A 24,997-nucleotide genomic window follows, 5' to 3' on the forward strand; every position below is an offset into this window, starting at 1 on the left:
AACTACGACCTTTAGCATGAAAAACCGCAGGCTCCTATCCCTCACCTTATTTCTATCGGCTTTTGCCCCTACCATTCTTTTGTCTCAAAATTTGAAAATGAAATCTGTCCGGATCTGGGACAGTGAAAAATCCAATTTTAGCGGGTTTCTCGACCTGGAAGTTGTCCAAGGCAAAATTATTTCGATCAAAGAAGGAACCGTAGTTCCTCATCCCAAATACTTACTACCAGGATTTTGTGATGCATCTGTCACAATCGGTTCCAATGGACGAGGGGGAAAAACAAGTCGTGATGAACTTTCCACCTATCTTTTGGGATATTTGGCAGCTGGATTCAGTCATATTGAATCTGTAGGTGACCCAACACTGGTACCTTTACAAAACGAAATCACTAAATCCAAATGGATTTCTCCCATTCTCACACAATCGCAAAAGCCGGCTCTTTACGAAGAATTATCAGCGGGTGAAGGTGGTCTTTACACATCGGGGCTTGTTCTTTCTTTTGATTCCAAACGAAACCGTCACCTCCCGATCTTTCTCAAAGAAGCAGAAAATCGGGGTTTTTCTCAAACAGAACTTTTTGCGAAACGCAGGGAAGGAGAGGAGAAAGGTTACCTTCCCGTTGCTTATACCTTCGCTGACAAAACCAGTTGGGAAGATGCATTGGATACTGGTTATGCAGTCATTTTTCATCCCATGCCTGAAGGAACAAATTTATACCGAGCTCAGAAACGGGATTTCCTTTGGGCGCCAATGTTATCTGTTTTGTATCTCCAAAGTCTTCGGGCAAACCCAGAACAATGGAAGGCTGAGGTTTCTCTTTGGTCTGATCTCCATTCTGTTTTTGGCTCTCGGTGGAAAGATGCACTTGCTGTGAATGCCGAAGAAGAAGAGGGAACGGTTTTCCCTGCCAATTCCTTTTCAGAATACCAGGCCACATTCCAAACAGAAGCTGAGATCAAACGAAATCTTCTTTTTGCAAGTGGGGCTGGCCATTGGGGACTTTTCCCAGGCCAGGCGGCCATTGTGGAGATTCGCCTTTGGGAGTCACTTCTCACCAAACCAAAAGAAAGAAAGTTGGATCCGGTTGCAAACCGACCTGGGTTTTGGGCCTCCCTATTTGGTTCTTTTTCGCAAAACCTTGTCCCAACGAATGCGGATCCTGACTCCTTGCCTCAGATCCGTCGTGAGATCATCCAAACCCTCACTTGGAAAACCTGTTCCTATCTCGGAGCTGACCATGGCGGACGGATTCGCACCGGTGGTCCGGCTCATTTCTCCATTCATAACGAAAATCCTTTGAAACGCGCTTCCGGAATATTTCCAATTGAATCCATGGTATTAGGAGGAAAATTGGTTTATACCCCAAAACCCACCAAGGAAGGAACCGCAAAATGAAAGGCCCATCCTCAGAATTTGAACGTTTATTAGAAGAAAGTTTTAAAAAAAGACAATCCATCGAACCTGGTTCTCGTCATGAAGCTAAGGTAACAGCTGTTAAGAATGATTATGTGTTCATTCGAACATTAGAAAATAAAATCTTAGGAAATATCTCCACAGAAGAATGGCGAGATGAAGTTTTGCCTAAGGTTTCTGATTCACTCGTAGTTTATTTTTTGAAAGAAAACTCGGGAGATTTTTATTTTACTACCTGTTTGTCTGGAGACAACCTAACAGAAGAACATATGGAGATGGCAGCTCAGTATGAAATCCCTGTTCTTGGCCAAATGCTTGTGGAAGCAAACGGTGGATGGGAAGTCAAATTAGGTAGCCATTCTGCCTTTGTTCCGTTTAGCCAATTGGATGTTTCTGTAAAAGGAAAAAATATCGCAGGCAAACGAATCAAATTTGTGATCTCTGAAATTGGGAAAAAACAAAACAAAATTGTTCTGTCTCAGAAAAAAATTGCTGATAAAGAAAGAGAAACCAAAAAACAACTGTTACGTGATGAGTTGAAGGTTGGGATGTTTGTATCCTGTACAGTGAAAAGTATTCATAAATTCGGACTCATTGTGGATATGGATGGTTTTGATGCTTTGGTCCCTCAATCGGAAGCAACTTACAAAAAAAATGCTGATCTTACTGCGGAATTTCGAGTAGGGGAAACTTTACGTGCAAAAATTCTGACTTTAGATTGGGCTTCGAATAAAATTTCACTCAGCGTAAAAGATTTTTTAAGTGATCCTTGGTCTGGAAAACTTCCTTTTAAAGAATCAGATATTGTGACAGGAACTTTGGAATCGATCAAACCGTTCGGTCTTTTTGTCCGGTTAGGTGATGATTTTACAGGTCTTGTTCCCAACAAAGAAACGGGAGTTCCTTCTCGCACTCCACTAAATACCGTATTCAATCCGGGACAAAAATTGGAAGTATTTGTTTTGGAAATCAATCCTGAAAAAAGGCAAATTGCATTGTCGATTTCAAAAGCGGCAGAGGCAAAAGACAGGATGGAATACCAAGAGTATATGTCCAAAGAGGAGAATCCCGGGACAGTTTCTAGTTTTGGATTGGCTTTGCAAAAATCTTTGGAAAAGAAAAACAAAAAGTAATTCACGAATTGGAAATCGCACTTTATCGCCCAGAAATACCTCCTAACACGGGTAATATTGCAAGACTCTGTGTCAATGTCGGAGTTCCTCTCTCCATTGTAGGGGAACCGTCTTTTGATTTGTCCGAAAAAGCAGTCAGGCGCGCGGGTCTTGATTATTGGAAAGATTTGGATCTTCGTCGTTTTGCAGATTTTGAAGAATTTAGAAGCCAGAAAGAGGCGGAAGGCAGTCGAATTTTCCTGGTTTCTAAATTTGGAACCAAAGTGTATTGGGATGTAAACTTCCAGAAAACGGATGTTTTTTTGTTTGGGAGAGAAACTTCAGGACTTCCGGAAGAAATCCATCAGTCTTGCCCTCCAGAACATATTATTTCCTTACCTATGGCAGAGGTGAGTCGTTCGATCAATCTTTCCAATGCGGTTGCCATTGTACTTTATGAAGCACTGCGCCAAGAAAAAACACGGACTAATCCTTAAAGGATAAAACAATTTACAACTCTTCCGTTCCCGTTGAAATGGGAATATATGCCGTTCCCTCTCTCCAGAACTGAGTTAGAGAAAGAAGTGAAGACTTTGTTCTCCAATGGCCTCTCGGGGAATGTGAACGATTTTTACTCCTGGGTGTTTATGGAAACCCAGCGAAAATTCAAAGATAACCCCAATACAACTTTGGAAGGCATCACCTCTCTTCTCGAAGATTTAATCAAAGACGGAATCATTACCACTAACCCTTTGGACCCAAGGGAATATTTTATTGCAGAATCTTCACCTATCACTCGCAAGATGGGAGCAACCGAACAGTTTGTAATTCTTGGTGCTCTTTCCTATAATCCGATGCAGTATGTTCGTGCCAGGCTTGATTATTTTCTGAAACGGAACGGAATTGTCGAAGAGTTGCGAATGGATCTCTGCATTGCCACTGTGGAAGCTGTGGAAAATGCCGCAAAGTATGGTGACGGAGGTGGAGTGGAAGTGATCTTTCAGATCGATAAACACAAAACCTTTACCATAGAAATGATCAACACGGTAAAAGACTTTAATCTAGAAGACGATATTCAGAGAGGTAAGTTTTCTTCCACAGCAACGCTCATGCGTGGTATGATGGTCATGCAAAAACTTTTCGATTCGGTGGATTTAGAAATCAGCGACAATCGAAAACAAGCTATACTCAAAGCAACTCGTAAACTAACATAGGTTCCTATGGCAAATTTTAAAATGGTTTCTCCTTTTAAGGCAGCCGGAGACCAGGTCAAAGCAATTGAAGATATTGCAAAGTCCTTCGGCGAGGGTAAAAATAAAATTACACTGGTTGGTGTGACTGGTTCAGGAAAGACCTTTACCATGGCAGAGGTCATAACCCGTGTCAAAAAACCAACTCTCATTTTGTCACATAACAAAACTCTTGCAGCCCAGCTCTTTCGTGAGTTCAAAGAATTTTTTCCAGAAAATGCTGTAGAGTATTTTGTCTCATATTACGACTATTACCAACCTGAAGCTTATGTTCCTTCTTCTGATACCTTCATTGAAAAAGATATGTCAATGAATGAAGAGATCGACAAACTTAGGTTACGTGCTACTTCCAGTTTGTTGGAAAGAGATGATGTCATCATCGTAAGTTCTGTATCATGTATTTATGGTTTAGGTTCTCCCGAAGACTATATGAACTCTGTGGTAATGTTACGCATCGGAGATAAAATTGATAGGGACCAAATCATTCGAAAATTTCTCCATATCCAATATGCAAGAAACGATATAGACTTTAGCCGAGGTAATTTCCGTGTACGTGGGGATACCATTGAAATTATGCCTTCTTACCAAGAAGAGGGAATTCGGATTGAACTTTTTGGAGATGAAATTGATGGACTCTCCAAAATTGATCCACTCACCGGAAAGGTAAAAATGAAACTAGACCGAGTGGTTGTGTATCCAGCAAAACACTTTATCACTTCCGGTCCCAAAATTAAAGATGCCATTGAAAAAATAAAAGAAGAGATGGCGGAACAAAAGGATAAGTTCCTAAAACAAGGAAAACATTTAGAAGCCGAACGAATTGAATCCAGAACCAATTATGATATGGAGATGTTGGTGGAACTTGGTTATTGTAGTGGGATTGAAAATTATTCTCGTCACCTAACGGGAAGAAGTGAAGGAGAAAGGCCGGCTTGTTTACTTGATTATTTCCCCAATTTAGATTTTTTACTGATCATTGATGAATCCCATGTGACCCTTCCACAGATTGGAGGGATGTATGCTGGGGATAGGTCCAGAAAACTAACGTTAGTTGATTTTGGATTTCGCCTTCCAAGTGCATTGGACAATCGACCTTTGAATTTTGAGGAATTTGAAACTCTCACACCAATGACTTTATATGTTTCGGCCACTCCGGACCAAAAAGAAATTGATAAAAGTGAAGCGGTCATTGAACAAATCATTCGACCAACAGGTCTACTGGATCCAGTAGTAGAAGTTCGTCCCACCACAAACCAAATTGAAGATTTGTTAAACGAAATCAGACTTCGCATTGAAAAAAAAGAAAGAATCCTGATTACCACTCTGACCAAAAAAATGTCAGAAGATTTAACTGACTATTATAAAGAAGTAGGATTAAAAATTGCTTACCTACATTCGGAGATTGATACCATCGAACGAACGGAGATCATTCGAGATTTGCGTAAAGGTGTTTATGATTGTATTGTGGGGATCAACTTACTCCGAGAAGGTTTGGACATTCCAGAAGTTTCCCTTGTTGCCATTTTAGATGCTGACAAAGAAGGTTTTTTACGGAATTATAAATCCCTGATCCAGACCATTGGGCGTGCCGCAAGGAATGTGAACGGGAAGGCTATTTTGTATGCAGACCGATTGACTGATTCCATGAAAAAAGCAATCAGCGAAACGGAACGCCGCCGTCTAATCCAAGAAGCACACAACACGGCAATGGGGATCACTCCTCAAAGTATCATTAAAGAAATTCATGATATCCTTCCACGTGAAATGGCGGAAGAGGATAGCAAAGAAGAAGCACTCAAGGAAATGGAAAAAGAATTTACCTTGAAGAAATACAAAACCAAAGACAAGTTACGCGATGCTTTAAAAAGAGAAATGTTGCGTTATGCTTCGGATTTGGATTTTGAAAAAGCGGCCATGTTTCGAGATAAGATGTTAGCACTCGGGCCGGATAAAATAGAGTCATAAGGTAGGATTTTGATTGGAAACAAATGAATTTTGGGAAAACTCAACAAAACTGGCGAGAATGGAAGACTCTCTTCCAAAACAAATTTTTCTTCTCCCCATTAAGGTAAGGCCAGTATTCCCAGGAATCATCACGCCTTTAATTGTTCCTCCCGGTAGGTTCATCCAATCCATTGAAGAATCATCCAAAGGAGCTGGGTTTTTAGGACTTATCCTTCTCAAAGAAGATGAATCTGACCTTCCCTCAGAAGATAATATTTTTCAAATTGGAGTAGTCGCTCGGATTTTGAAAAAAATCAATCTGCCTGATGGTGGGATGAATATTTTAGTAAACACGATCCAAAGATTCAAAATCAATTCCATACATACAAAAGAGCCAATACTTGTCGCTAACGTAAGTTATCCGGAAGAGGAATTAGGAACTAGCAAAAATAATATCAAAGCTCTGATGAGAACCTTACTTATTTTGACCAAGGAACTCGCACAAAACAACCCTCTGTTTACAGAAGACATGAAACTGACTATGATGAATGTGAACGAACCAGCAAAAATGGCTGATTTTGTTTGTTCGATTCTGAATTTAGAAAAAGAAGAATACCAATCTGTCATTGAAGCTGTTCAAATTAACGATCGATTAGAGAAGGTTTTATTATTTCTAAAAAAAGAAATTGAGTTGGTAGTTCTTCAGAAAAAAATCCAAGAACAAATTAACGATAAAATCGATAACCAACAACGCCAATTTTTTCTCAGAGAACAACTGAAGGCCATTCAGCAAGAGTTAGGTGCTGGGGAAGATAAAACAGAACTCAAATATGAAAAACTTTTAGAAAGATTAAAGTCCATCCCCGTTGCTGAAGAAATTATCACAGAGGTAGACCGAGAGATTGATAAGTTTAAAAACTCAGATCCGATTTCAAGCGATTACAATGTCATTCGAAATTATTTAGATTTAGTGGATTCCTTACCTTGGGAAAAACCTTCTGAAAAAGATGTAAACTTGATTCATGCCAAAAAAATCCTCAATCGTGATCATCACAAACTAGAAGATGTGAAGGAACGAATATTAGAGTTTCTTGCAGTTCATAAACTAAATCCAAAAAGTAAAGGATCGATTCTTTGTTTGGTGGGACCTCCTGGTGTTGGTAAAACATCTATTGCTAAGTCTATTGCAGAAGCACTTGGTAGAAAGTTTTTTCGATTCTCTGTCGGTGGTGTTAGAGATGAAGCAGAAATCAAAGGACATAGAAGAACTTATATTGGAGCCATGCCAGGGAAACTCATCAATGCATTAAAAATCACAAAAGAAAGAGACACTGTGATTCTTTTGGATGAAATTGATAAGATGTCGCAAGGATACCAAGGAGATCCTCAATCAGCTTTGCTTGAGGTTTTGGATCCAGAACAAAATTCTAATTTTCGTGACCATTATTTAGATTTGCCATTTGATCTCTCGGATGTACTATTCATCGCCACTGCGAATACATTTGAGCCAATTCCTCGGGTGTTACTCGATCGTATGGAAGTGATTCAATTATCTGGATATATCACGGAAGAAAAAGTACAAATATTCCAAAAGTATCTTTGGAAAAAAATATTTGAAAAAAATGGATTAAATCCCGATTCTTTTTCGATGAAAAAGGAAACGGTTGCACTTCTTATCAATTCCTATTCAAGGGAATCTGGTCTAAGAGGACTCGAAAAAACATTTGATAAGTTAGTTCGAAAAATTGCCCTAAAACAAGTGTTAAAGGAAAAGTATTCCAAGGAAATTCGGGAAAAGGATTTGGTAGAATACCTTGGACCTCCTCCATTTGTCGATGACCGAATGACAATTCCAAAAGTTCCAGGAACGGCGCTTGGTCTTGCTTGGACCAATGCAGGTGGTTCCACACTCTTGATTGAAGCAGTTCTCATCCCAGGAAAGGGTGGCATCACTCTTACTGGCCAAATGGGAAAAATGATGGAGGAGTCAGCTAACATTGCTTTGTCGTTTGTTAAGAATTATGTAAACAATGATAGTTTGTTTGAAAAGAAGGCCATCCATTTGCATGTTCCGGATGGAGCCACTCCCAAAGATGGACCAAGTGCGGGAATCACAATGGCTACAGCTCTATTGTCGCTTGTTACAGATCAGGTGATTGCTCCCGGTTTTGGTATGACCGGAGAACTAACGTTAACTGGTGAAGTTCTTGCGATTGGTGGTTTACGAGAAAAAATCGTGGCTGCCAAACGTGTGGGAGTGAAAAAAATTATTTTCCCTAAAGATAACGAAAAAGCATTTCAAGAAATTCCTGATTATGTAAAGCGGGGAGTTACTTTTTATCCTGTGACTCGTTTCGAAGAAGTAGAAAAACTGGTTTTTCCTAAATCCAAAGGTAAAAAGAAATGAACCATCAAACCAATTCCTTTTTTCTCATCCTAGAAGTATTGTATGGTCATTTAAAAGACCTAATTCGTTTTTTCTGGGTTAGGCGAGTCAGGTTTTTGACTTTAGGAATTGTATTTGGAATTTTTTTGTCTTTTTTCTTTTTAGGTGGAGCTTATGTGGTGTGGTCTGGAGAAGAAGCCCGGGTCCATAAGTCTTTAGAAAAATATAGATCGGAAGTTTCCAACTTTTACGATAGTTTTCAACCAAAGTCAGTTAAGATTTTGGATCGAAGTGGCAAAGTGATGGGTGAGTTCTACAGAAGAAACTTTCGTCCGATCAGAACTGATAATTTGGGGAAACACAATGTGATTGTATGGGCAGTTCTTTCTTCCGAAGATAGAGAGTTTTTTTCCCACTCTGGTTTGAATTATACGGCCATTGGTCGAGCAGTTGTTACCAATTTGGTGCAGTTTCGATTGTCACAAGGTGGATCTACCATCTCACAACAGTTAGCAAAACTCACCTTAAACTTAGGGAAACGTAATTTATTTAATAAATTAACCGAACTCTATTGTACCTTCTATATCGAAAGCCAATATTCAAAAGAAGAAATTTTGGCCATGTATTTAAACCAAATATTTTTGGGAGAAGGGAATACTGGTGTAGAAGAAGCGGCAAGATATTATTTTAGAAAACCGGCATCGGAACTAAGCCCAGAAGAGGCTGCCTTACTTGTCGGGATTATACCAGCTCCAAGTGTATATAATCCCGTTCGGAATTTGGGAATAGCACTTTCTAGACAAAAACGCGTGTTATATGATATGGCTCGGAATCCAGAACTCCATCCATCTCAAAAGGAAATACCTCATAAGTTTTCCGATTCAATAGAACTGAATTTAAAAAAGTTTAAAACCATCTATAAGGTAAAGGAAAACAAAGACGAAGAGGGTAATCCAAAGTATTCAAGTGAAATTGGAAAATATGGAGCTGATAAAGACTTTCGTGTTAATTTAGCTCCTGATTTTAATTCAGAAATTCGACGTTTTATTTTAGAAAAGTTTTCTAATGAGGACTTGGAAGAACGTGGCCTACTTGTTTACACAACTTTAGACTTAGAAAAACAAAGACTCGCCGAAGAAGCATTACGAGTAGGAGTTGATTCTGTTAGAGCAGACCTCACCAAACAAGAGTCAGATTATCAGAGTAAAGGTAAGGCAGATTTAGCAGAGGTTACCCGTGCGATTTTACCACAGTTGAGTGGCTCTATGATTTCATTAGATCCTGAAACAGGAGATGTGGAAGCAATGGTAGGTGGATATAAAATTTCAAATGTATTTCGATTTAATAGAGCTGAAGATGCAAGAAGGCAGCCTGGTTCCACCATCAAAGCACTTGTGTATGCACTAGCCTTTGAAAAACGCATAGTCAATCCATCATCCAAAATTAGAGACGAAAAATTAGATATCTCGGGATATTCACCAAAAAACTGGTATAAAGGATATAAGGGAGAAATCACTGTAAGGCAAGCATTGGCTCAGTCGGTCAACACCGTCTCTGTTAAGTTGTTACATGAAATTGGGATTTCTTATTTTGTTCAAAAATTAAGTGCCATCCTTTCGATTCCTGAAGAAGAAGCCGATGTCCGATTCCAAAGAAATTTATCCTTAGCACTGGGGTCTGGGGAACTTAGCCCTATGGAACTTTCTGTGATTTATGCTACCCTGATGAATGGGGGAAGGCGTGTCACACCTAGGAAAATTTTGAAGATAACCGATTTGGATGGAAACGAGTTTTATAGCACAGTTGCCAATGAGGCCGCAGAACAAATCTTAGATCCTGTTGCCTGCGCAATGGCAATCAACACCCTACAATCAGTTTTGACAGAAGAAGGAACTATGACTTTGAAGCGAAAAGAAGGGGAACCTTTTTTATACGCTGGAAAAACAGGTACAGTCCAATCTCCCAAACTAAAATCATCTAGGTGGAAAGGTTTGAAAGGAGTTCGTGATGTCTGGTTTGCAGGTCTAACTCCAAGAAATGTAACGGTTGTTTGGGTAGGGCATGATGAGGGCGCACCTTTCCCTGGTTCGGGGTCAGGGGTTTCTGGTGGGATTTGGTATCGATACACACAAAATGTAAAATCAAAACTCGGAATGGGGAATCAATTGATTTCGAATTTTGTAGGGGATTTTGTAAAGGTAGATGTTTGTGCTGATGACGGAACCATCATTGAAACCACTCCAGATTACGTTTGTAAGGTGCCTTTGTATGCGCAGTATTATTATATTGGTGATTTGCCACCTAAACGAGCAGGTTTTGCAAAACAAGAACCTTTAAACCAAAATACAAACCTGAAACCAGAACCAATGGATGAGGATGATTCGGAAATTTCTACCTATGACTCACAAGGAAGTCGTATCCAACCGACGGCTGTGGATTCAGTGGAATTAGAACCACCTCTTATAGAAAATCGGCGAGCACGTTATAACGAAGAAACTCCTTAGAGACCAAATAGTTCTCCTGGATCGACCAAAGAAATATCCAGGGTTTGTCATTACGTATGATTTCTATGGCTTGGATTGCATCTTGGTTGTTCTTAAAAGGTTTATCTAAAATATTTCCCACCTCTTTATTTTGATAAAAGGAGCGGTTTCCGCCATTGCCTACTTTATTCGGATGAAATAGTGGGTCTAAAAAATTCCATACAGAATCAAAATCAGAATACCAAGTAAGTAATGTAAGATCCCCTTTCCCCTCTCCATTCTCTTTATACAAGGGAGCTTTTTCCATTGGTTTTAATTTGATGGTAAGACCAATTTCTTCTAACGCTTGTTTAATGGCTCTTCCTTTGGCTTGGTTTTCGTCATCGCCACGCATTCGAAATTCCAATTCGGTAAATTTAATTTTGGGGAAACATGTGGATTGTTCTAGTTCTTTTTTCGCCAAATCTTTGTTATATATTTCGCCGGTTATAATTTTTCCTTTCGCCATTTTTTCGATGTATTGAATAGGAACTGGACCATAACTAAGATCTGCATGGTTCTCTAAGAGTTTACTGATGATAAGTTCGCGGGGAATGGAAAAATTAACTGCGGCGCGAAAGTGGTTATCAAAGCATGGGTTATTTTGGTTGATTGCCACATATTGAACGGATCTACCTTTTTTGGTAAGAGTGAGTTCAGAATTTGCTTCAGGCAAAGAAAGAAGGAAGTCTGTGAGCTTAAACGCATCTAACTTCCCTTTGCGATATAAAAACAAAGAAGTGGAAGATTGTGGTAAGATGAGAAAACGGATTTTTTCCGGAAATTTCTTTTCCTCTTCTTTTTGTCTATGGACATCGATGTATTCGTTTTTTTTCCAATCGATGAGTTTGTATTTTCCATAGGATTTGAAAGTATTTGTTTCCCATTCTTTTTTCCCAATGATAGAAGCAAAAGGTAAACTGAGTTTCTCTTTCCATTCGGTTTCCAAAGTGCCTGGTTTGAATTCTAACTCCAATTGGTTTTCTGGTAAACTTTGAACATGGACTAAGAACTGATAGTCCCCTTTTCTTGGATAGGATTCTAGGACCAATCGAGACAAACTAAACTGAATATCTTCCACAGATGGGGAGGAAGGATCCAATTGGAACCACCAAAGGTTCTTTGCGGGATGCGGGATTTTTTTGTAGGAATGAATCCAAGGAGAGTGGAATCCTTCTGGATTTTGGATCCAAAGGCTCTGGTGGATGAATTTCGCCAATTTTTGACCCGATAAATCAGTAATATGGAGTGGATCCAAATGGGAAGGGTCTGAAGGAAGTGCCACTTTTAGATCAAAATCGGGAGTTTCCTTCCGGCAAAAAGTGAGGGACAAGAGAAAGAAAACGAGGGATAAGGTTCTCATACGTGAAGATTTACCGAAAACTCTGGCCATACTTGGCAAAATACAAATACAGACTTAGCCTCGGTGTTTTCTTGTCTATATTTGTTTCCATTTTTAATGGGGCCTCCCTCACGTCTCTCATTCCGATTTTTGACTCTTTGGGAACAGGTGAGAATTATAAGTTCCAAATTGCATTAACGAAAAAGGACCAATCCCTCCTTGCGGAATATAAAAAACCCGATCATTTGGAAGGACTCAAATATTGGGAATGGCAATTTGCAAATCTAAAACAGAGCACAAACGAAGAACTCGCTGATAAAAAACCAGATGACTTGGTTTATCTATTTTGCCTCATCATTTTACCGATTTATTTTTTGAAGTTAATCTGCCTCGCAGGAACCGTTTACTTTGTCAACTCAGCGGGACTTCTTGCAGTAAGCGACCTCAGGCAAGCTTTATATAAAAAACTGCAGGTATTGCCTCTCAACGAGTTTTATCGTGAAAAAACCGGCGTACTTATGAGTCGAGTGATCAACGACGTCGATATTGTTGGCAAAGTAGTTTCGAATGATTTAAAAGATGCTATCAATGATTTCTTTTATATCGTGACCCACTTAATCATTTTACTTGTGTTAAGTTGGAAATTGTTTTTTTTACTATTTATTGTTATTCCTTTAATTGTAGGCCCCGTAAGCACATTTGCTGATCGGATTAGAAGGACCACAAAGAACCAACAAGAACAATTGTCTGAATTAAATGGTGACCTTCAAGAGGTCATTTCTGGAATTCGAGTCATCCGAGCGTTTTCCATGGAAGACAAAGAAGCAAATCGATTTTTGAAGGTTAATCAAAATCTATCCGACAAAACTTTTAAAACGCATTTTTATCATCAAATTGGTCCCGCCTTAACTGAGTTATCCGGTTCAGTTGTAACAATGGTATTTTTAGGGATTGGTGCTTATTTATTGGAAGACGCCAGTTTTTCTAAAGGGATGTTCATTGCATTTTTTCTTACATTGATATTCCTCATGCGTCCACTGAAACAAATGAGTATTCTTGTAAATTTAATTCAAGCTTCCGTTATCGCAAGTGATCGTGTGTTTGAAATTTTAGGAAGAGATGTGGATATTAAGGAACCGGAAGGCCCAAATCAATTAGGTCCACTTTCAAAATCCATTGAGTATAAAAATGTTTCTTATTTGTATCCCAACACTGAAATTTATGCATTAAAGAATATCAATCTTACGTTACCGCGCGGTGGAACCATTGCGATTGTTGGCTCTTCTGGAGCCGGAAAATCTACGTTAGTTGATCTTTTGCCTAGACTAATTGATCCAAGTGAAGGTGGAATATTTTGGGATGAAGTGAATGCAAAGGATCTGAGTTTAGATAATTTACGTAAACGGATTGGCGTAGTTTCTCAAAATATTTTTCTATTTAACGGTTCGGTTCGTGAAAATATAGCCTTCGGAAAACCAGATGCATCAGAAGAAGAAATAAGACGTGCAGCCGAGGACGCATTCGCTTCAGAGTTTATTGAGGCATTCGAAGAAGGTTATGATACCATTGTTGGAGAACGTGGCGTTATGTTGTCTGGAGGCCAAAGGCAAAGGATTTCGATTGCGCGAACTTTACTTGCAAATCCTGAAGTATTGATTTTGGATGAAGCTACTTCAGCTTTAGATACAGAATCAGAACGTCTGATCCAACAAGCATTCGTCAGGCTGTATGAAAATAAAACGGTTATTATCATCGCACACCGTTTATCGACAGTTAAAATAGCAGATACAATTTATTATTTAGAAAATGGTGAAATAATGGAAAGTGGGAGTCATGCGGATTTACTCAAGAACCAAAATTCTAAATACAAACGTTTGTATGATATGCAGTTTTCTAGTTCCACCTAACTAAAAGTAGGATCGATTTAAGCGAGCCTACTTGTTCCGCAGTTAGGACAAAACTTTGCATTTGGTACAGCTACAAACGAACCACAGTTAGAGCAAGTCCAGTTTTCATTGATTTTAGGAGTGCTTAGTACAGTTACGTTTGTCATTTTGGTTTTTAATTCCAATTCGACGGAATCCAAAGCTTCTATATAAGGAAGTGACTGAATTTGGAACTCTTCTTCTGTTAATTTTCCAGAATCAAAATCAGAACGAATGTCTTTGAGTGAATCGAGTAGGTTTCTTTTTTTTTCAGCAATTGGTTTGAGATGGGCATCTTCATCCTTTCCGAAAGGAGATTCATCTAGTCGGAACCGGTAGTGAAACAACAAAAAAGGAGCGATCAGAATGATTCCAAAAACGAGACAATACAGGTATAAGAGAAAATCCATACGTTCAGAATTTGGACTTTTTATTTTTAGGCAATCTCTTTATCTTTGGTCATAGAAGAGATTTTACACTTATGGCCGTTACAAACTCACTGATTGAACAAAAATTAAAAACTGCAGAAGAGGTGGCAGCACTTCTGCCCCAACATGTCACTCTAGGCTGTTCTGGATTTACACCAGCAGGATACCCGAAACTCATTCCGGTTGCCTTTGCCAAAAGAATCGAAGAAGAAAAACTAAAAGGAAAAGAATTTTCAATAAACTTGTATGCCGGAGCTTCTACAGGCGAAGAACTAGATGGTGCTTTGGCAAGAACTGGCGCTTTAAAATTACGAATTCCCTATCAATCCAATTCCCATCTTCGTAACCTCATCAACCAAGGGGAAACGGATTTCATCGATATGCATTTATCTCATGTTGTAAAATACATTGAACATGGGATTTTACCAAAAATTGATGTTGCGATTGTGGAAGCCATTGACGTTACCGTTGATGGAAAAATTTATCTTTCAACCTCATCTGGTATGAGTGCAACTTACATTAGCAATGCGGAATCCGTTTACGTTGAATTAACTGATACTCATCCTCTGGAACTAAAAGGATACCATGATATTTATCTACCAAACCATCATGAAAAGGGACTTCCAATCAATATACTCACACCAGGAGATCGGATTGGGTTACCATACATCCAGGTTCCTCCCGATAAAATCAAAGGGATTGTTCGTTCTAGTAAACCTGATGCGGCAACTGTTTTTAAAACTCCCGATGAAGATTGCCAAAACATAGCCGCTCATGTATTATCTTTTATCCAACATGAAATTAAAATGGGAAGAATTCCAAAAGAGTATCTACCATTTCAAAATGGAGTGGGAAACATAGCCAATGCAGTTCTTGCTAGTATGGCTAAAGATTCTAACTTTCATTCAATCCAAATGTATACAGAAGTGGTTCAAGATTCTGTTTTTGATTTGATCGATGCAGGGAAATTGGAAATTGCATCAACCTCTGCATTAACTTTCTCTGAAGCGGGGCTAAAAAGATTCCATGAGAATATTGCAGAATGGAAATCCAAATTTGTCATTCGTCCACAAGAGATATCCAACCATCCTGAAGTGATTCGTAGAATGGGACTGATTGCTATGAATACTGCTATCGAAGTTGATATTTACGGAAATGTAAACTCCACTCACGTGATGGGGACATCCATGATGAACGGAATAGGTGGTTCAGGTGACTTTACGAGAAATTCCCATTTGTGTATTTTTATGACACCGTCTCTTGCCAAAGATGGAAATATTTCTGCTGTGGTCCCGATGGTATCGCATACTGATCATAATGAACATTCAACAATGGTATTTGTCACGGAACAAGGATTAGCTGATCTAAGGGGTTGTCCTCCTAAAAAAAGAGCAGAACTGATTATTAACAACTGCGCTCATCCCATTTACCGCGATAAACTTCGTGAATATTATGAAAATGCCCTTCGTGTTTCCAAAGGGAAACATACTCCTCATGATTTGGAACGTGCCCTTTCTTGGCATGTCCAATTCTTAAAAACAGGAAGTATGAAGTGATTGCAGTTGTTGGTTCTGGGATTGCAGGACTGACAGCCGCTTGGGCCATACGTAAATTTAAAGATGTAACATTATTTGAAAAACATCCAGAGATTGGTATGGCTGCATTTGGCGCCAAACAAATGATTGATGGGGGAGAGGTAGAGTTTGATATCCCTTTTAGAACCATCAAACGCGACTATTACCCAACTTTATTTCAGGTTTATGAAAAAGCCGGAATCAAAACAAGACCAGTTGATTATTCCTTTCGAGTTGAATCCAATGGTGATTCTGTTTTTGGATTTCGTTCCCATCAAATTTTCGGTATTCCGTTTGGAATTCCAACAATAAACTCATTTGTTTCGTGGAAAGGTCGCAGGATTTTCTCCGACTTATTAAAGTTTTATGCCAATGCAAAAGATGATTGGAAACGAGAAAGTCGCAATATTTCAATTTTAGATTTTCTTATCAAATACGGTTATTCTAACGAATTTATATACGAATTTCTACTCCCCACCTTTGCACTTGTGAATACTTGTAAAACAGAAACTGTGGGTGCATATCCTGCAGAAACAATCATCGGTTATCATTCTCGGGGGTATTCTTATACACCACAAGAAACCGCAAGTTTAGGAACAAGAGATATCGTAAATCGTCTTACACAAAATTTAGATAACGTAAGTTTGAATGCCGACATCCAAAAGATCTATAAAAAAGCAGGGAAAACTATCATTCAGTTTTCAAACCAAGAGAAAACATTTGATCACGTGATCCTTTCTACACAAGCAAACCAAGGAAAGGATCTTCTTGGTGCTGGATTTGAGTTAGAAAAAGAAATTCTCAGCGAATTCCGTTATGAATCAAGCGATGTTGTATTACATACGGATGAGTCTTATTTTTTAAATCCATCCGTCTCATTGGTGTTTAAGGTTAGAGATGGTTTTGATAAACCAGAAGTCACTTTGGACTTAGGGAGAATCATTCCGGAGCTTAAAAGCAAAAAAATCTTCCAAACATGGAATCCCCATGAACTTCCGAAAGACAATGATATCTTAAAGTTTGCGAAATTTGAAAGGCCTGTCATGGATGATCGAACGGCAAAGGCCATTCAAAAGATCACTGCATTACATTCTGAACCGGATCGTAATCTTTGGCTGTGTGGGTCTTATTCTCTTTATGGAATTCCTCTTTTAGAAGCAGGGGCAAAATCTTCTTTGCTTGTCGCATCAAGGTTACTCAATCAAAACATAGATGACTTGATTGAAAAGTGACAAAGGAATTTCCTATTTTTCAAATACATGATAATGATAACTAAGACAAAATTGTTTGGTAAACCAATTTAGAATTTTACCAAATATTTTTAAAGAAGCGGGTAATATTTCTGAATATTTTATAAATCCATAAAGAACTGGTTTTGTCCAATTTTCTTCTTTTATTTGTTTGAAGCCAATGGATTTTAGATCTTGAATGGTTTCCTCTACTAACTTCAAATTGCCTTTAGGAATGAGAAAGGGAAGATACAACCACCAAAAGTTTTTCATCTTTTTTTCTGTGATTTGAAAATTTGTGAATACAAGTCTCCCTCCAGGTTCTAAAACTCTGTAACTTTCACGATAGAAAGTATTTAAGTTTTCAAAATGATAGGAGGCATCTAAAGAAAAAACATAATGATAGGAAGAATCATCCAAAGTTGTGATTTTTTCCCAACTCCCTTCTAAAAAAGGTGAAACGATTATCTTATTATCAGTAAACAATTGTTTTGCGAAATCTGATTGTTCCCCAGGTAAATTGATAGCAGACAATTTTTTAGGATTGTATTTGTTTGCGAAGTAAACCAAACTACCGCCGAGTCCAGAACCAACCTCTAAAATTTTTGTTTTTTCTTCTAACTGACAGCCTTCGGCAAATTCTGCTACAAACCGAAGTCCTGCGGTTTCATAAGAAATTTCTCCATCCCAATACCCAAAATTGGAAAGGTAATAGGGAGGTGACTGGGGAAGGACGGTGGCAGGTGATTTTGAGAAAGGGAAGGGTGTCATTTTTTGCTTGATCGAATCTTATACCCTGCCGGGTATATACTATGAGCCTTTCGGAAAACCAAACCAAACTGATCCACCGTATCAATCGAATCCAGGGACAGCTGGAAGCAATCAAGAATACCATCACGACGGAAGAAAAAGACTGCGAAAAAGCAATTTTACTTTTAAAAGCCGCTCACCAGGCCATGAAAAAATTTGGCGAAGCATACATCCACGAATACATGGACACCTGCTTTAAAGAAAAAAAATCCGTTCAGAATATCGAAACGGACGTTAAAAAAGCCATCACAGCCGCGTTTTCTCTCTAAAATCTCCCCCTCCCTTTTTTAAAAAATCTTAAAAGCACTTGCCATATATACCCCATGGGGTATATATGGATTCAGAATCTATATACTATAGGGGGTATGGTAATGTTTCTTGCTTCAACAAAATCTTGGTATTTGGAACGAGTGGTATATTTCATTGCAGGACTTTTTAGTCTCGTGGGGGTATCACTTGGAACTTTTGTTTCACCTTGGTGGTATTTATTGAATCTGCTTGTGGGTGTAAACTTGGTTGTTTTTTCAACCGTTGGTTTTTGTCCAATGGCAATTCTTTTGAACAAACTTGGTTTTGAACCTAAGGTTAAGGACTAAACAATGAAATCGATCATTAGCTTTTTGCTTTTGGTAGGTCCGATGGCTCTCTTTGCAGAGGCCGTCGGGTTTAATGATTTGTGGAAGCGGATAGAGGAAAATTCTTCTGCTAGAAAATCCAAATATTTGGAATGGAAGGCAGGTGAAATAGCTAAGGACAGATCCGACAAACATTGGTTACCTAGAGTATATACTGATTTACGAACTTTCCAAACAAACGATCCGACACTAAATTTTATGGGAAAACTGAGCCAACGAAGTGCAACAGATTCGGATTTTTCTACGGCTTCTACAAGATACAGACCTGGAAACTTTTTAGATTCGAATAACCAACCTTATTCGACATTAAACTCGGATACAATGAATCTTTTTGCAAAAGATACACTCAATTATCCGGGAAGTCATACATATTCTCGTGGAACACTTGGAATGGACTTACCTTTGTATGAAGGTGGATCCGGCAAAACTCTCGCTGCCATGAATGAAAAACGTTCTACAGGTCTTAAGTTTGAGTGGCTTGCCATCCGTGACCGAGAGTTTGCACAAACGGGATTTTATTATAGAGCCATTCAATCATTGAATGAATACAAAAAAAGATTGGAACAAATTAAAAAAATTGAATCTAGGTTTCAATCGAACTATTCACTGGGTAACAAAGGAAATCCTGTTGGGTATGCAGGTTATCTTGCATTAAAATCTATCAAAAATCAAATTGCGGTTTTAGAGAAACAATCTGATCTGCAAATCAATGATTACAAAGAAACCTTATATGTTCTCTCTGACCTTCCTTCCTCTGAATTAGAGATCATCGAATCTGATTTGAATGTGTTTTTAGATACATATTTCAAACGCCCCACAGGTTACGAAAGATCCAATCAAATGAATGCTCAAATCAAATATGCAGAAGGTGAAAGACTAAAAGCCGATATGGAAACGGCAAAGTTTTTACCTAAAGTTGGAGCCTATTCAGAAGCTTATGGGTATCATGGAAGCCGAAATACAACCAATGCCTACCAAGCAGGAGTATATCTGCAAATGAATCTATACAATCCCAAAGATATGGGTGTAGTAGAAGAATCCAAACTCAATGCGGAAGCAGCCTTAAAAAAAATTGAAGAAAAAACCAAAGAAGAAGAAGCACACGTAAAGTCTCTTTTCCAAAAAGAAATTTCTCTAAAAGAGAGTCTTGAGTTGGTAAAAGAAACCGTAAAATACCAAGACGAACAAATTGTAAATATGCAAAGGCTCTTCCAAAGCGGAGCCATCAACGCCATTCAATTTGCGGAAACTTTAAATAAGTCTTTGGAATTGGCTCGTGTATTAATGGAAACAGAAATCGCGGTTTTACAAGTAAGAACAGAAACATCGTTATTTTCAAATAAGGAAGGATCAAATGAATCCATTGGAAGAAATTAGAAAAGGGTTTGCTGGACGGCTTGCAGAAACTTTTTTGCATTCGCGTCTTACGCCAGTCATAGCGATAGCAAGTTTGGTTTTGGGACTATTTGCAGTTTACCTAACACCAAAAGAAGAAGAACCACAAATTTCGGTTCCGATGATTGATATTCAAATTCCTTCTCCTGGGTTTTCTCCAGAAGAAACAGAGCGGAAAGTTACGGAAGTTGTCGAACGTGCCGTTTGGGGGCTCGAAGGTGTTGAATATGTTTATTCCACAAGTAAATGGCATGGAAGCTATATTACAGTGCGTTTCAAAGTGGGAGAACCAATTGAACCTTCTCTTGTGAAGATTCACCATAAGTTAATGGAACTAAAGAATGCACTTCCCAAAAATGCGCTAAGTCCAATGGTCAAATCCTATTCTATTGATGATGTTCCATTTTTAGCATTGAGTTTTAGTTCTGAAACTTTGGATGATTATTCTCTACGCCAACAGGTGGCTCCTCTTGCTCGTGAACTTTCTTCTACTCCCGATTTAGCATCAGTACAAATGTTAGGCGGATTGAAAAAAGTCATTCGAGTGAAAGTAGATCCAAGTTTACTCAGTCGTTATGGAGTTACTGCGATTGAAGTAGCGGAAAGTTTAAAACATAACGATGCTTTGATCCCAGCTGGGAAAAATTGGTCTTCCGATTCCGTTTTTGACATGGAAGTTGGAGGAGTATTAAAGAAAATTTCAGATGTTAAAAGACTCCCAGTTGCGCAAAGGGGAGGTCGTGTAGTTCGGATCCAAGACCTAGCCGTTGTAGAAGAAGGTCCTGAAGAAAGAACAAGATCTTCCGCCTTGTATGATAAATCGTTAGGTGAAGGAAAACGAAATGCCGTCACCATTGTATTTGCCAAAAGAAAAGGCACAAATGTTGTTAATTTATCTAAGGACTTGTTAGAAAGGGCCAATCTCTTTCAGAAAGATTTACCAAAAGAAATTCGTTTGAGTGTCATTCGTGATTACGGAAGTACAGCAGAAGACAAATCACATGAACTAATCGAACATCTTTTGATCGCCACCATTTCTGTTACGGTTCTCATTGCGCTTTGGATGGGGTGGAGATCTGCTCTCGTGGTTGCTATAGCGATCCCCGTGACCTTAGCTCTTACTTTGGCCATTTATTATTTCCTTGGATACACACTCAACCGTGTGACTTTATTTGCTTTGATTTTTTCCATTGGGATCCTTGTGGATGATGCCATAGTCGTTGTGGAAAATATAGAAAGGCACTTGGAAGAGAATCCAAAACTAGGAATCATTCGAGCAACACTTGTTGCGGTATCAGAAGTAGGAAATCCTACCATTCTTGCTACCTTTACTGTCATTGCTGCCATTTTGCCTATGGCCTTTGTTCGTGGGCTCATGGGTCCCTATATGAAACCAATTCCAGTAGGTGCAAGTCTTGCGATGATTTTATCTTTGATTGTTGCCTTCGTAATCACTCCATGGGCATCCATAAGATTACTAAAAGAAAACCATTCGCAAACAGGAAATGAATCTGCCGAACATAAGATTTCCAAACTGGATCAAATCTACATTCGTTTTATGAATTGGTTGTTAGGATTCAAAAAGAACGCAGCCGTATTTGGTGCCGTTACCATTGGTTTGTTGTTTATTTCAATGGCCTTTGTTGGATTTAAGTGGGTAAAGGTAAAAATGTTACCTTTCGACAACAAAGAAGAGTTTCAGGTATTATTAGATTATAAACCAGAAACTACACTCGCTCAAAGTATGAGCCACTCAGAAGAATTGACTAAAATCCTTTTGAAAAATCCGAATGTAGAAAAAATTCAAATTTTTGCAGGGGAAGCAGCTCCATTTTCTTTTTCAGGGATGGTGAAACATTCATTTCTTCGCAATCTTGATTCAAAGAATGATTTGCAGGTGATTTTAAAGAACAAAAATGAACGCAAAGAATCAAGCCACGAGATCATAGAGGTTTTGCGATCCGATATACAAAAGTTTGGTGAACGTAACCATGTTGTGACTAAGGTTTTAGAAATTCCACCAGGGCCACCAGTCATGGCAACTATGGTTGCAGAAGTATATGGTCCGACTGCCCTTGAACGAAAACGTGTGGCAGAAGAAATTTACAAAGTTTTCAAAGAAGAACCAAGTGTTGTGGATTTAGATACTTCCTTGCGAAATGGTCGTCCCAAACTAGTGTATCCAATTGATTTTGAAAAATCGGGAATTTTTGGAATCAAAACTTCTGCCCTTGCCTATACGGGTTCCATACTTTTTTCTGAATCACCTCTGGTCAGTTTGGCGACTGCGGAAGAACCGGAAGAAGTATCCGTCAACCTTTCTGTCATACAAAGTGCACGTGGATCAAAAAATCCTTTCCAAAACCAAAACATCATGTCTATGGAATCCGGAGTTGTTTCATCAGAACGAGTATTGGGAAATGTTTACAAAGAAGAAGATAGAGCCCTCTTTCGTAAGAATCTAAAACCAGTTAACTATGTGATGAGTGAACTTTCAGGTGCAGAAGAAGCTCCCGTTTATGGGATGTTAAAACTGGCTCCCAAAATCAAATATGAAACACAAACTGCCGATGTACCTTGGAATACAACAAAACCTGTGATCAAATGGGATGGGGAATGGTTTATCACTTATGAAGTGTTCCGCGACCTTGGTGGTGCTTTCGCTGTTGTGATTTTACTCATTTACGTTTTGGTTCTTGGGTGGTTTAAAAGTTATACTGTCCCACTTGTGATTATGGCTCCGATTCCCATCTCTCTCATCGGAATTTTACCAGGTCACTGGACAATGGGAGCGTATTTCACAGCAACTTCAATGATTGGATTTATCGCTGGAGCGGGGATCATTGTTCGAAACTCTATCATTCTCGTGGATTTTATCGAAGGAGAGATTAAAAAGGGTGTTGCACTCAAAGAAGCCGTTGTCCATGCAGGAGTCGTTCGTTTTCGACCTATGTTACTCACTGCTTCTGCTGTAGTGGTTGGATCCTTTGTAATGTTGTTTGATCCAATCTTCCAAGGTCTTGCCATCTCACTCATGTTTGGTGAAATAGCAGCCACAGTACTCAGTCGATTTGCAGTTCCCGTTATGTATTATTGGTTGATTGGAAAATCAAGACAGGGAGTCATCAAACACGGCTAAAGAGAGAGTCGAAAATTGGAAGAAAATAAAAAAGGCTGAAATTACTTTCAGCCTTTCAGTCGAAACCCTTTGAAAAAAACCAAAGGGTCTTTTCTCAGACAAATGAATTAACGAGTTCCCTCGCTTTTAATCTCACTATGGTTCAAATACAATCCGGTTGCTGTGAGAGATGGTGCTCTCAGGTGTCCAGTGTATTGTGTATAAGTAGTGCTACCACTCACGATAGAAGTTTGGCATTTGTCAAGTCCACCAGCACGGTTGTATCCACAAGAAGAGTGGTATGCCACAGCATAATCGTCTTCTCCTGGAAGGATGGCAGAAGCTCCAAATGCACCTTTATAACCAGGTACATGGTTGATCTGAATTCCACCAGTGTTGTTGTGATTGAATGCCCCACGAGCCGTGGCTACGATGAGAGATTTGTCCATCGCATTTCCTGCAAATCCAAACGTTACGCCATTGAGTGCAGAAGCAAGTTCTGATCCACCAGAAGCAGCAGCAAGAGCCGTCACTTTTGTTAGATTAAATCCTTTTGCTGATGCGGTGGAACCAAGGTTTGACAACCAAAATTCAATCGCATAACACCCTGCGGAATGACAAACGATTTTGCAAGAGTTAGACCCTTTGCAATAGTTTGTAAGTCCAGTCGCAATGTTTGTTTGCGCGCGGGCAGTTCCGTAAGTTCTAGGATCAGAAGTTCCATCGTAACCGATGAAAATTTTAGATCCAGAAACTGTATTCGCAGAGGTTCCCCAATACGAGTTTACGTCTGTTGTTCCTACGCCGTTGTGGTTTTTGTCTGATTTTCCGTGAATGAACACGGTGTATGTTTGTGCACTGAGCGAGCCTGCAAACAGCATCGCAAGTACAGTGGTGATCGTTCTTCGCATTTTTTTTTCCCTTTCCTGATTTTCTATATTACGACACAAATACCATAAATAAGTCAAATATGTCAAATTATATACGAAGAAGGCAAAAAAAAGGCCAGCCAATTTGGCTGACCTGTCCTTTTCCTTTTTTAAGAGGAGAAGTGTGGGAAGTTCGGCTTACCGATATCCTTCTGTTTTGATTTCGCTGTGGTCGAGGTAAAGACCAGTCGCAGTCACAGACGGTGCACGGTAGTGTCCACTGTATTGTGTGTAAGTAACGTTGGAATTGAAAGGCCAGATTCCTTCACTTTGAGTGAGAGATGATTGGCATTTATTCAAACCACCTGCTTTGTTGTATCCGCAAGAAGAGTGGTATGCCACAGCATAGTCATCTTCTCCTGGAAGGATGGCAGAAGCACCAAACATACCTTTGTAACCAGGAACGTGGTTAACAGCAACACCTGCAGTGTTATTGTGATTAAAAGCACCACGAGCTGTTCCTACGATAAGAGACTTGTCCATTGCATTTCCACCGAATCCGAAAGTGATTCCGTTCAGAGCAGAAGCAAGTTCTGATCCACCGGAAGCAGCAGCTAGTGCAGTCACTTTCGTAAGGTTAAAACCTTTTGATGATGCAGTAGAACCTAGGTTAGACAACCAATACTCAATCGCATAACAACCTGCAGAGTGGCAAACGATTTTGCAAGAGTTAGTTCCTTTGCAATAGTTTGTGAGTCCAGTCGCAATGTTTGTTTGTGCACGAGCAGTTCCGTAAGTTCTTGGGTCAGAAGTTCCATCGTAACCGATGAAAATTTTAGAACCAGAAACGGTGCTAGTAGAAGATCCCCAGTATCCGTTTACGTCTGTTGTTCCCACACCGTTGTGGTTTTTGTCTGACTTACCGTGAATGAACACTGTGTAAGTTTGTGCACTGAGCGATCCTGCAAACAGCATCGCAAGTATTGTTGTAATTGAGCTACGCATCTCTTTTTTCCTTTTCCTTTCTTTAAATGATACCGGTTA

At 39.2% G+C, this 24,997-nt stretch carries 19 protein-coding genes; 14 read left to right on the forward strand and 5 right to left on the reverse strand.

All coding sequences use genetic code 11. From position 1 onward, the window contains the following. Positions 1-16: 16 nt before the first annotated feature. From EHR01_RS18870 to EHR01_RS18900, 7 genes are read left to right on the forward strand one after another with little or no spacing between them, the layout of a single operon-like run. Positions 17-1,396, forward strand: coding sequence for a hypothetical protein (locus tag EHR01_RS18870; RefSeq protein WP_135697207.1), 1,380 nt, complete (start codon positions 17-19; stop codon positions 1,394-1,396). Next, positions 1,393-2,547 (forward strand): S1 RNA-binding domain-containing protein, encoded by a 1,155-nt coding sequence (locus tag EHR01_RS18875; RefSeq protein WP_135697209.1) that lies wholly within the window; start codon positions 1,393-1,395, stop codon positions 2,545-2,547. Before EHR01_RS18870 ends, EHR01_RS18875 begins: the two co-directional genes overlap by 4 nt. A gap of 8 nt (positions 2,548-2,555) precedes the next feature. Further along, the gene (locus EHR01_RS18880) at positions 2,556-3,023 is read left to right on the forward strand and encodes a tRNA (cytidine(34)-2'-O)-methyltransferase (RefSeq protein WP_135697211.1); all 468 of its coding nucleotides are present in this window, start codon (positions 2,556-2,558) and stop codon (positions 3,021-3,023) included. A gap of 48 nt (positions 3,024-3,071) precedes the next feature. After that, complete coding sequence (locus tag EHR01_RS18885; RefSeq protein ID WP_135697213.1) at positions 3,072-3,740, forward strand: ATP-binding protein; 669 nt, start codon at positions 3,072-3,074, stop codon at positions 3,738-3,740. A gap of 6 nt (positions 3,741-3,746) precedes the next feature. Then, positions 3,747-5,741, forward strand: a complete 1,995-nt coding sequence (gene uvrB / locus EHR01_RS18890) for an excinuclease ABC subunit UvrB (protein ID WP_135697215.1) — start codon at positions 3,747-3,749, stop codon at positions 5,739-5,741. A 58-nt stretch (positions 5,742-5,799) separates the two neighbouring features. Beyond that, a complete protein-coding gene (gene lon / locus EHR01_RS18895) occupies positions 5,800-8,127 on the forward strand; it encodes an endopeptidase La (protein WP_244310207.1) in 2,328 nt (775 codons plus the stop codon). Next, positions 8,124-10,610, forward strand: a complete 2,487-nt coding sequence (locus EHR01_RS18900) for a transglycosylase domain-containing protein (protein WP_135697219.1) — start codon at positions 8,124-8,126, stop codon at positions 10,608-10,610. Before lon ends, EHR01_RS18900 begins: the two co-directional genes overlap by 4 nt. Here the strand turns inward: EHR01_RS18900 and EHR01_RS18905 are convergent. Then, on the reverse strand, positions 10,567-11,991 hold the full coding sequence (locus EHR01_RS18905; protein WP_135697221.1) for an ABC transporter substrate-binding protein: 1,425 nt from the start codon (positions 11,989-11,991) through the stop codon (positions 10,567-10,569). The two genes, EHR01_RS18900 and EHR01_RS18905, sit on opposite strands and share 44 nt — an antisense overlap. A 2-nt stretch (positions 11,992-11,993) precedes the next feature. Between EHR01_RS18905 and EHR01_RS18910 the strand changes: the two genes are divergently transcribed. Then, positions 11,994-13,877 carry an ABC transporter ATP-binding protein gene (locus EHR01_RS18910; protein WP_135697222.1) on the forward strand — a complete coding sequence of 628 codons (1,884 nt, stop codon included), beginning with the start codon at positions 11,994-11,996 and terminating at the stop codon, positions 13,875-13,877. Positions 13,878-13,894: 17 nt separating this feature from the next. On the opposite strand, the gene EHR01_RS18915 is transcribed toward EHR01_RS18910, so the two are convergent. Next, a complete protein-coding gene (locus EHR01_RS18915) occupies positions 13,895-14,305 on the reverse strand; it encodes a zinc ribbon domain-containing protein (protein WP_135697224.1) in 411 nt (136 codons plus the stop codon). 71 nt (positions 14,306-14,376) lie between these two features. On the opposite strand from EHR01_RS18915, the gene EHR01_RS18920 reads away from it, so the two are divergent. Next, the gene (locus EHR01_RS18920; protein WP_135697226.1) at positions 14,377-15,879 is read left to right on the forward strand and encodes a succinate CoA transferase; all 1,503 of its coding nucleotides are present in this window, start codon (positions 14,377-14,379) and stop codon (positions 15,877-15,879) included. After that, positions 15,876-17,129, forward strand: a complete 1,254-nt coding sequence (locus tag EHR01_RS18925; protein ID WP_135697473.1) for an FAD-dependent oxidoreductase — start codon at positions 15,876-15,878, stop codon at positions 17,127-17,129. The genes EHR01_RS18920 and EHR01_RS18925 overlap by 4 nt, the downstream gene beginning before the upstream one ends. 12 nt (positions 17,130-17,141) lie before the next feature. Here the strand turns inward: EHR01_RS18925 and EHR01_RS18930 are convergent, their stop codons facing one another. Continuing rightward, complete coding sequence (locus EHR01_RS18930) at positions 17,142-17,897, reverse strand: SAM-dependent methyltransferase (RefSeq protein ID WP_135697228.1); 756 nt, start codon at positions 17,895-17,897, stop codon at positions 17,142-17,144. 41 nt (positions 17,898-17,938) lie between these two features. Between EHR01_RS18930 and EHR01_RS18935 the strand changes: the two genes are divergently transcribed. From EHR01_RS18935 to EHR01_RS18950, 4 genes are all read left to right on the forward strand, one after another. Beyond that, positions 17,939-18,205: a metal-sensitive transcriptional regulator gene (locus EHR01_RS18935; protein ID WP_004786149.1), complete on the forward strand. Its 267-nt coding sequence runs from the start codon at positions 17,939-17,941 to the stop codon at positions 18,203-18,205. Between the two features lie 102 nt (positions 18,206-18,307). Continuing rightward, complete coding sequence (locus EHR01_RS18940) at positions 18,308-18,532, forward strand: YgaP-like transmembrane domain (RefSeq protein WP_135697230.1); 225 nt, start codon at positions 18,308-18,310, stop codon at positions 18,530-18,532. Positions 18,533-18,535: 3 nt separating this feature from the next. After that, a complete protein-coding gene (locus EHR01_RS18945) occupies positions 18,536-19,948 on the forward strand; it encodes a TolC family protein (protein WP_135697232.1) in 1,413 nt (470 codons plus the stop codon). Beyond that, positions 19,926-23,105 (forward strand): efflux RND transporter permease subunit, encoded by a 3,180-nt coding sequence (locus EHR01_RS18950; RefSeq protein WP_135697234.1) that lies wholly within the window; start codon positions 19,926-19,928, stop codon positions 23,103-23,105. The genes EHR01_RS18945 and EHR01_RS18950 overlap by 23 nt, the downstream gene beginning before the upstream one ends. Before the next feature lie 107 nt (positions 23,106-23,212). On the opposite strand, the gene EHR01_RS18955 is transcribed toward EHR01_RS18950, so the two are convergent. Beyond that, on the reverse strand, positions 23,213-23,995 hold the full coding sequence (locus EHR01_RS18955; protein ID WP_135697236.1) for a hypothetical protein: 783 nt from the start codon (positions 23,993-23,995) through the stop codon (positions 23,213-23,215). A 156-nt stretch (positions 23,996-24,151) separates the two neighbouring features. Beyond that, entirely contained in the window at positions 24,152-24,958 is an 807-nt protein-coding gene (locus EHR01_RS18960; protein WP_135697238.1) for a hypothetical protein, read from the reverse strand. Positions 24,959-24,997: the final 39 nt, after the last annotated feature.

Source organism: Leptospira mtsangambouensis (assembly GCF_004770475.1).
Taxonomy (GTDB): Bacteria; Spirochaetota; Leptospiria; order Leptospirales; family Leptospiraceae; genus Leptospira_A; species Leptospira_A mtsangambouensis.

Coding starts and splice junctions, on each gene's coding strand:
- EHR01_RS18870 (WP_135697207.1), top strand. CDS start 17: ATGAAAAACCGCAGGCTCCTATCCCTCACCTTATTTCTATCGGCTTTT.
- EHR01_RS18875 (WP_135697209.1), top strand. CDS start 1,393: ATGAAAGGCCCATCCTCAGAATTTGAACGTTTATTAGAAGAAAGTTTT.
- EHR01_RS18885 (WP_135697213.1), top strand. CDS start 3,072: ATGCCGTTCCCTCTCTCCAGAACTGAGTTAGAGAAAGAAGTGAAGACT.
- uvrB (WP_135697215.1), top strand. CDS start 3,747: ATGGCAAATTTTAAAATGGTTTCTCCTTTTAAGGCAGCCGGAGACCAG.
- lon (WP_244310207.1), top strand. CDS start 5,800: ATGGAAGACTCTCTTCCAAAACAAATTTTTCTTCTCCCCATTAAGGTA.
- EHR01_RS18900 (WP_135697219.1), top strand. CDS start 8,124: ATGAACCATCAAACCAATTCCTTTTTTCTCATCCTAGAAGTATTGTAT.
- EHR01_RS18905 (WP_135697221.1), bottom strand. CDS start 11,991: ATGAGAACCTTATCCCTCGTTTTCTTTCTCTTGTCCCTCACTTTTTGC.
- EHR01_RS18915 (WP_135697224.1), bottom strand. CDS start 14,305: ATGGATTTTCTCTTATACCTGTATTGTCTCGTTTTTGGAATCATTCTG.
- EHR01_RS18920 (WP_135697226.1), top strand. CDS start 14,377: ATGGCCGTTACAAACTCACTGATTGAACAAAAATTAAAAACTGCAGAA.
- EHR01_RS18930 (WP_135697228.1), bottom strand. CDS start 17,897: ATGACACCCTTCCCTTTCTCAAAATCACCTGCCACCGTCCTTCCCCAG.
- EHR01_RS18935 (WP_004786149.1), top strand. CDS start 17,939: ATGAGCCTTTCGGAAAACCAAACCAAACTGATCCACCGTATCAATCGA.
- EHR01_RS18940 (WP_135697230.1), top strand. CDS start 18,308: ATGTTTCTTGCTTCAACAAAATCTTGGTATTTGGAACGAGTGGTATAT.
- EHR01_RS18945 (WP_135697232.1), top strand. CDS start 18,536: ATGAAATCGATCATTAGCTTTTTGCTTTTGGTAGGTCCGATGGCTCTC.
- EHR01_RS18950 (WP_135697234.1), top strand. CDS start 19,926: ATGAATCCATTGGAAGAAATTAGAAAAGGGTTTGCTGGACGGCTTGCA.
- EHR01_RS18955 (WP_135697236.1), bottom strand. CDS start 23,995: ATGCGAAGAACGATCACCACTGTACTTGCGATGCTGTTTGCAGGCTCG.
- EHR01_RS18960 (WP_135697238.1), bottom strand. CDS start 24,958: ATGCGTAGCTCAATTACAACAATACTTGCGATGCTGTTTGCAGGATCG.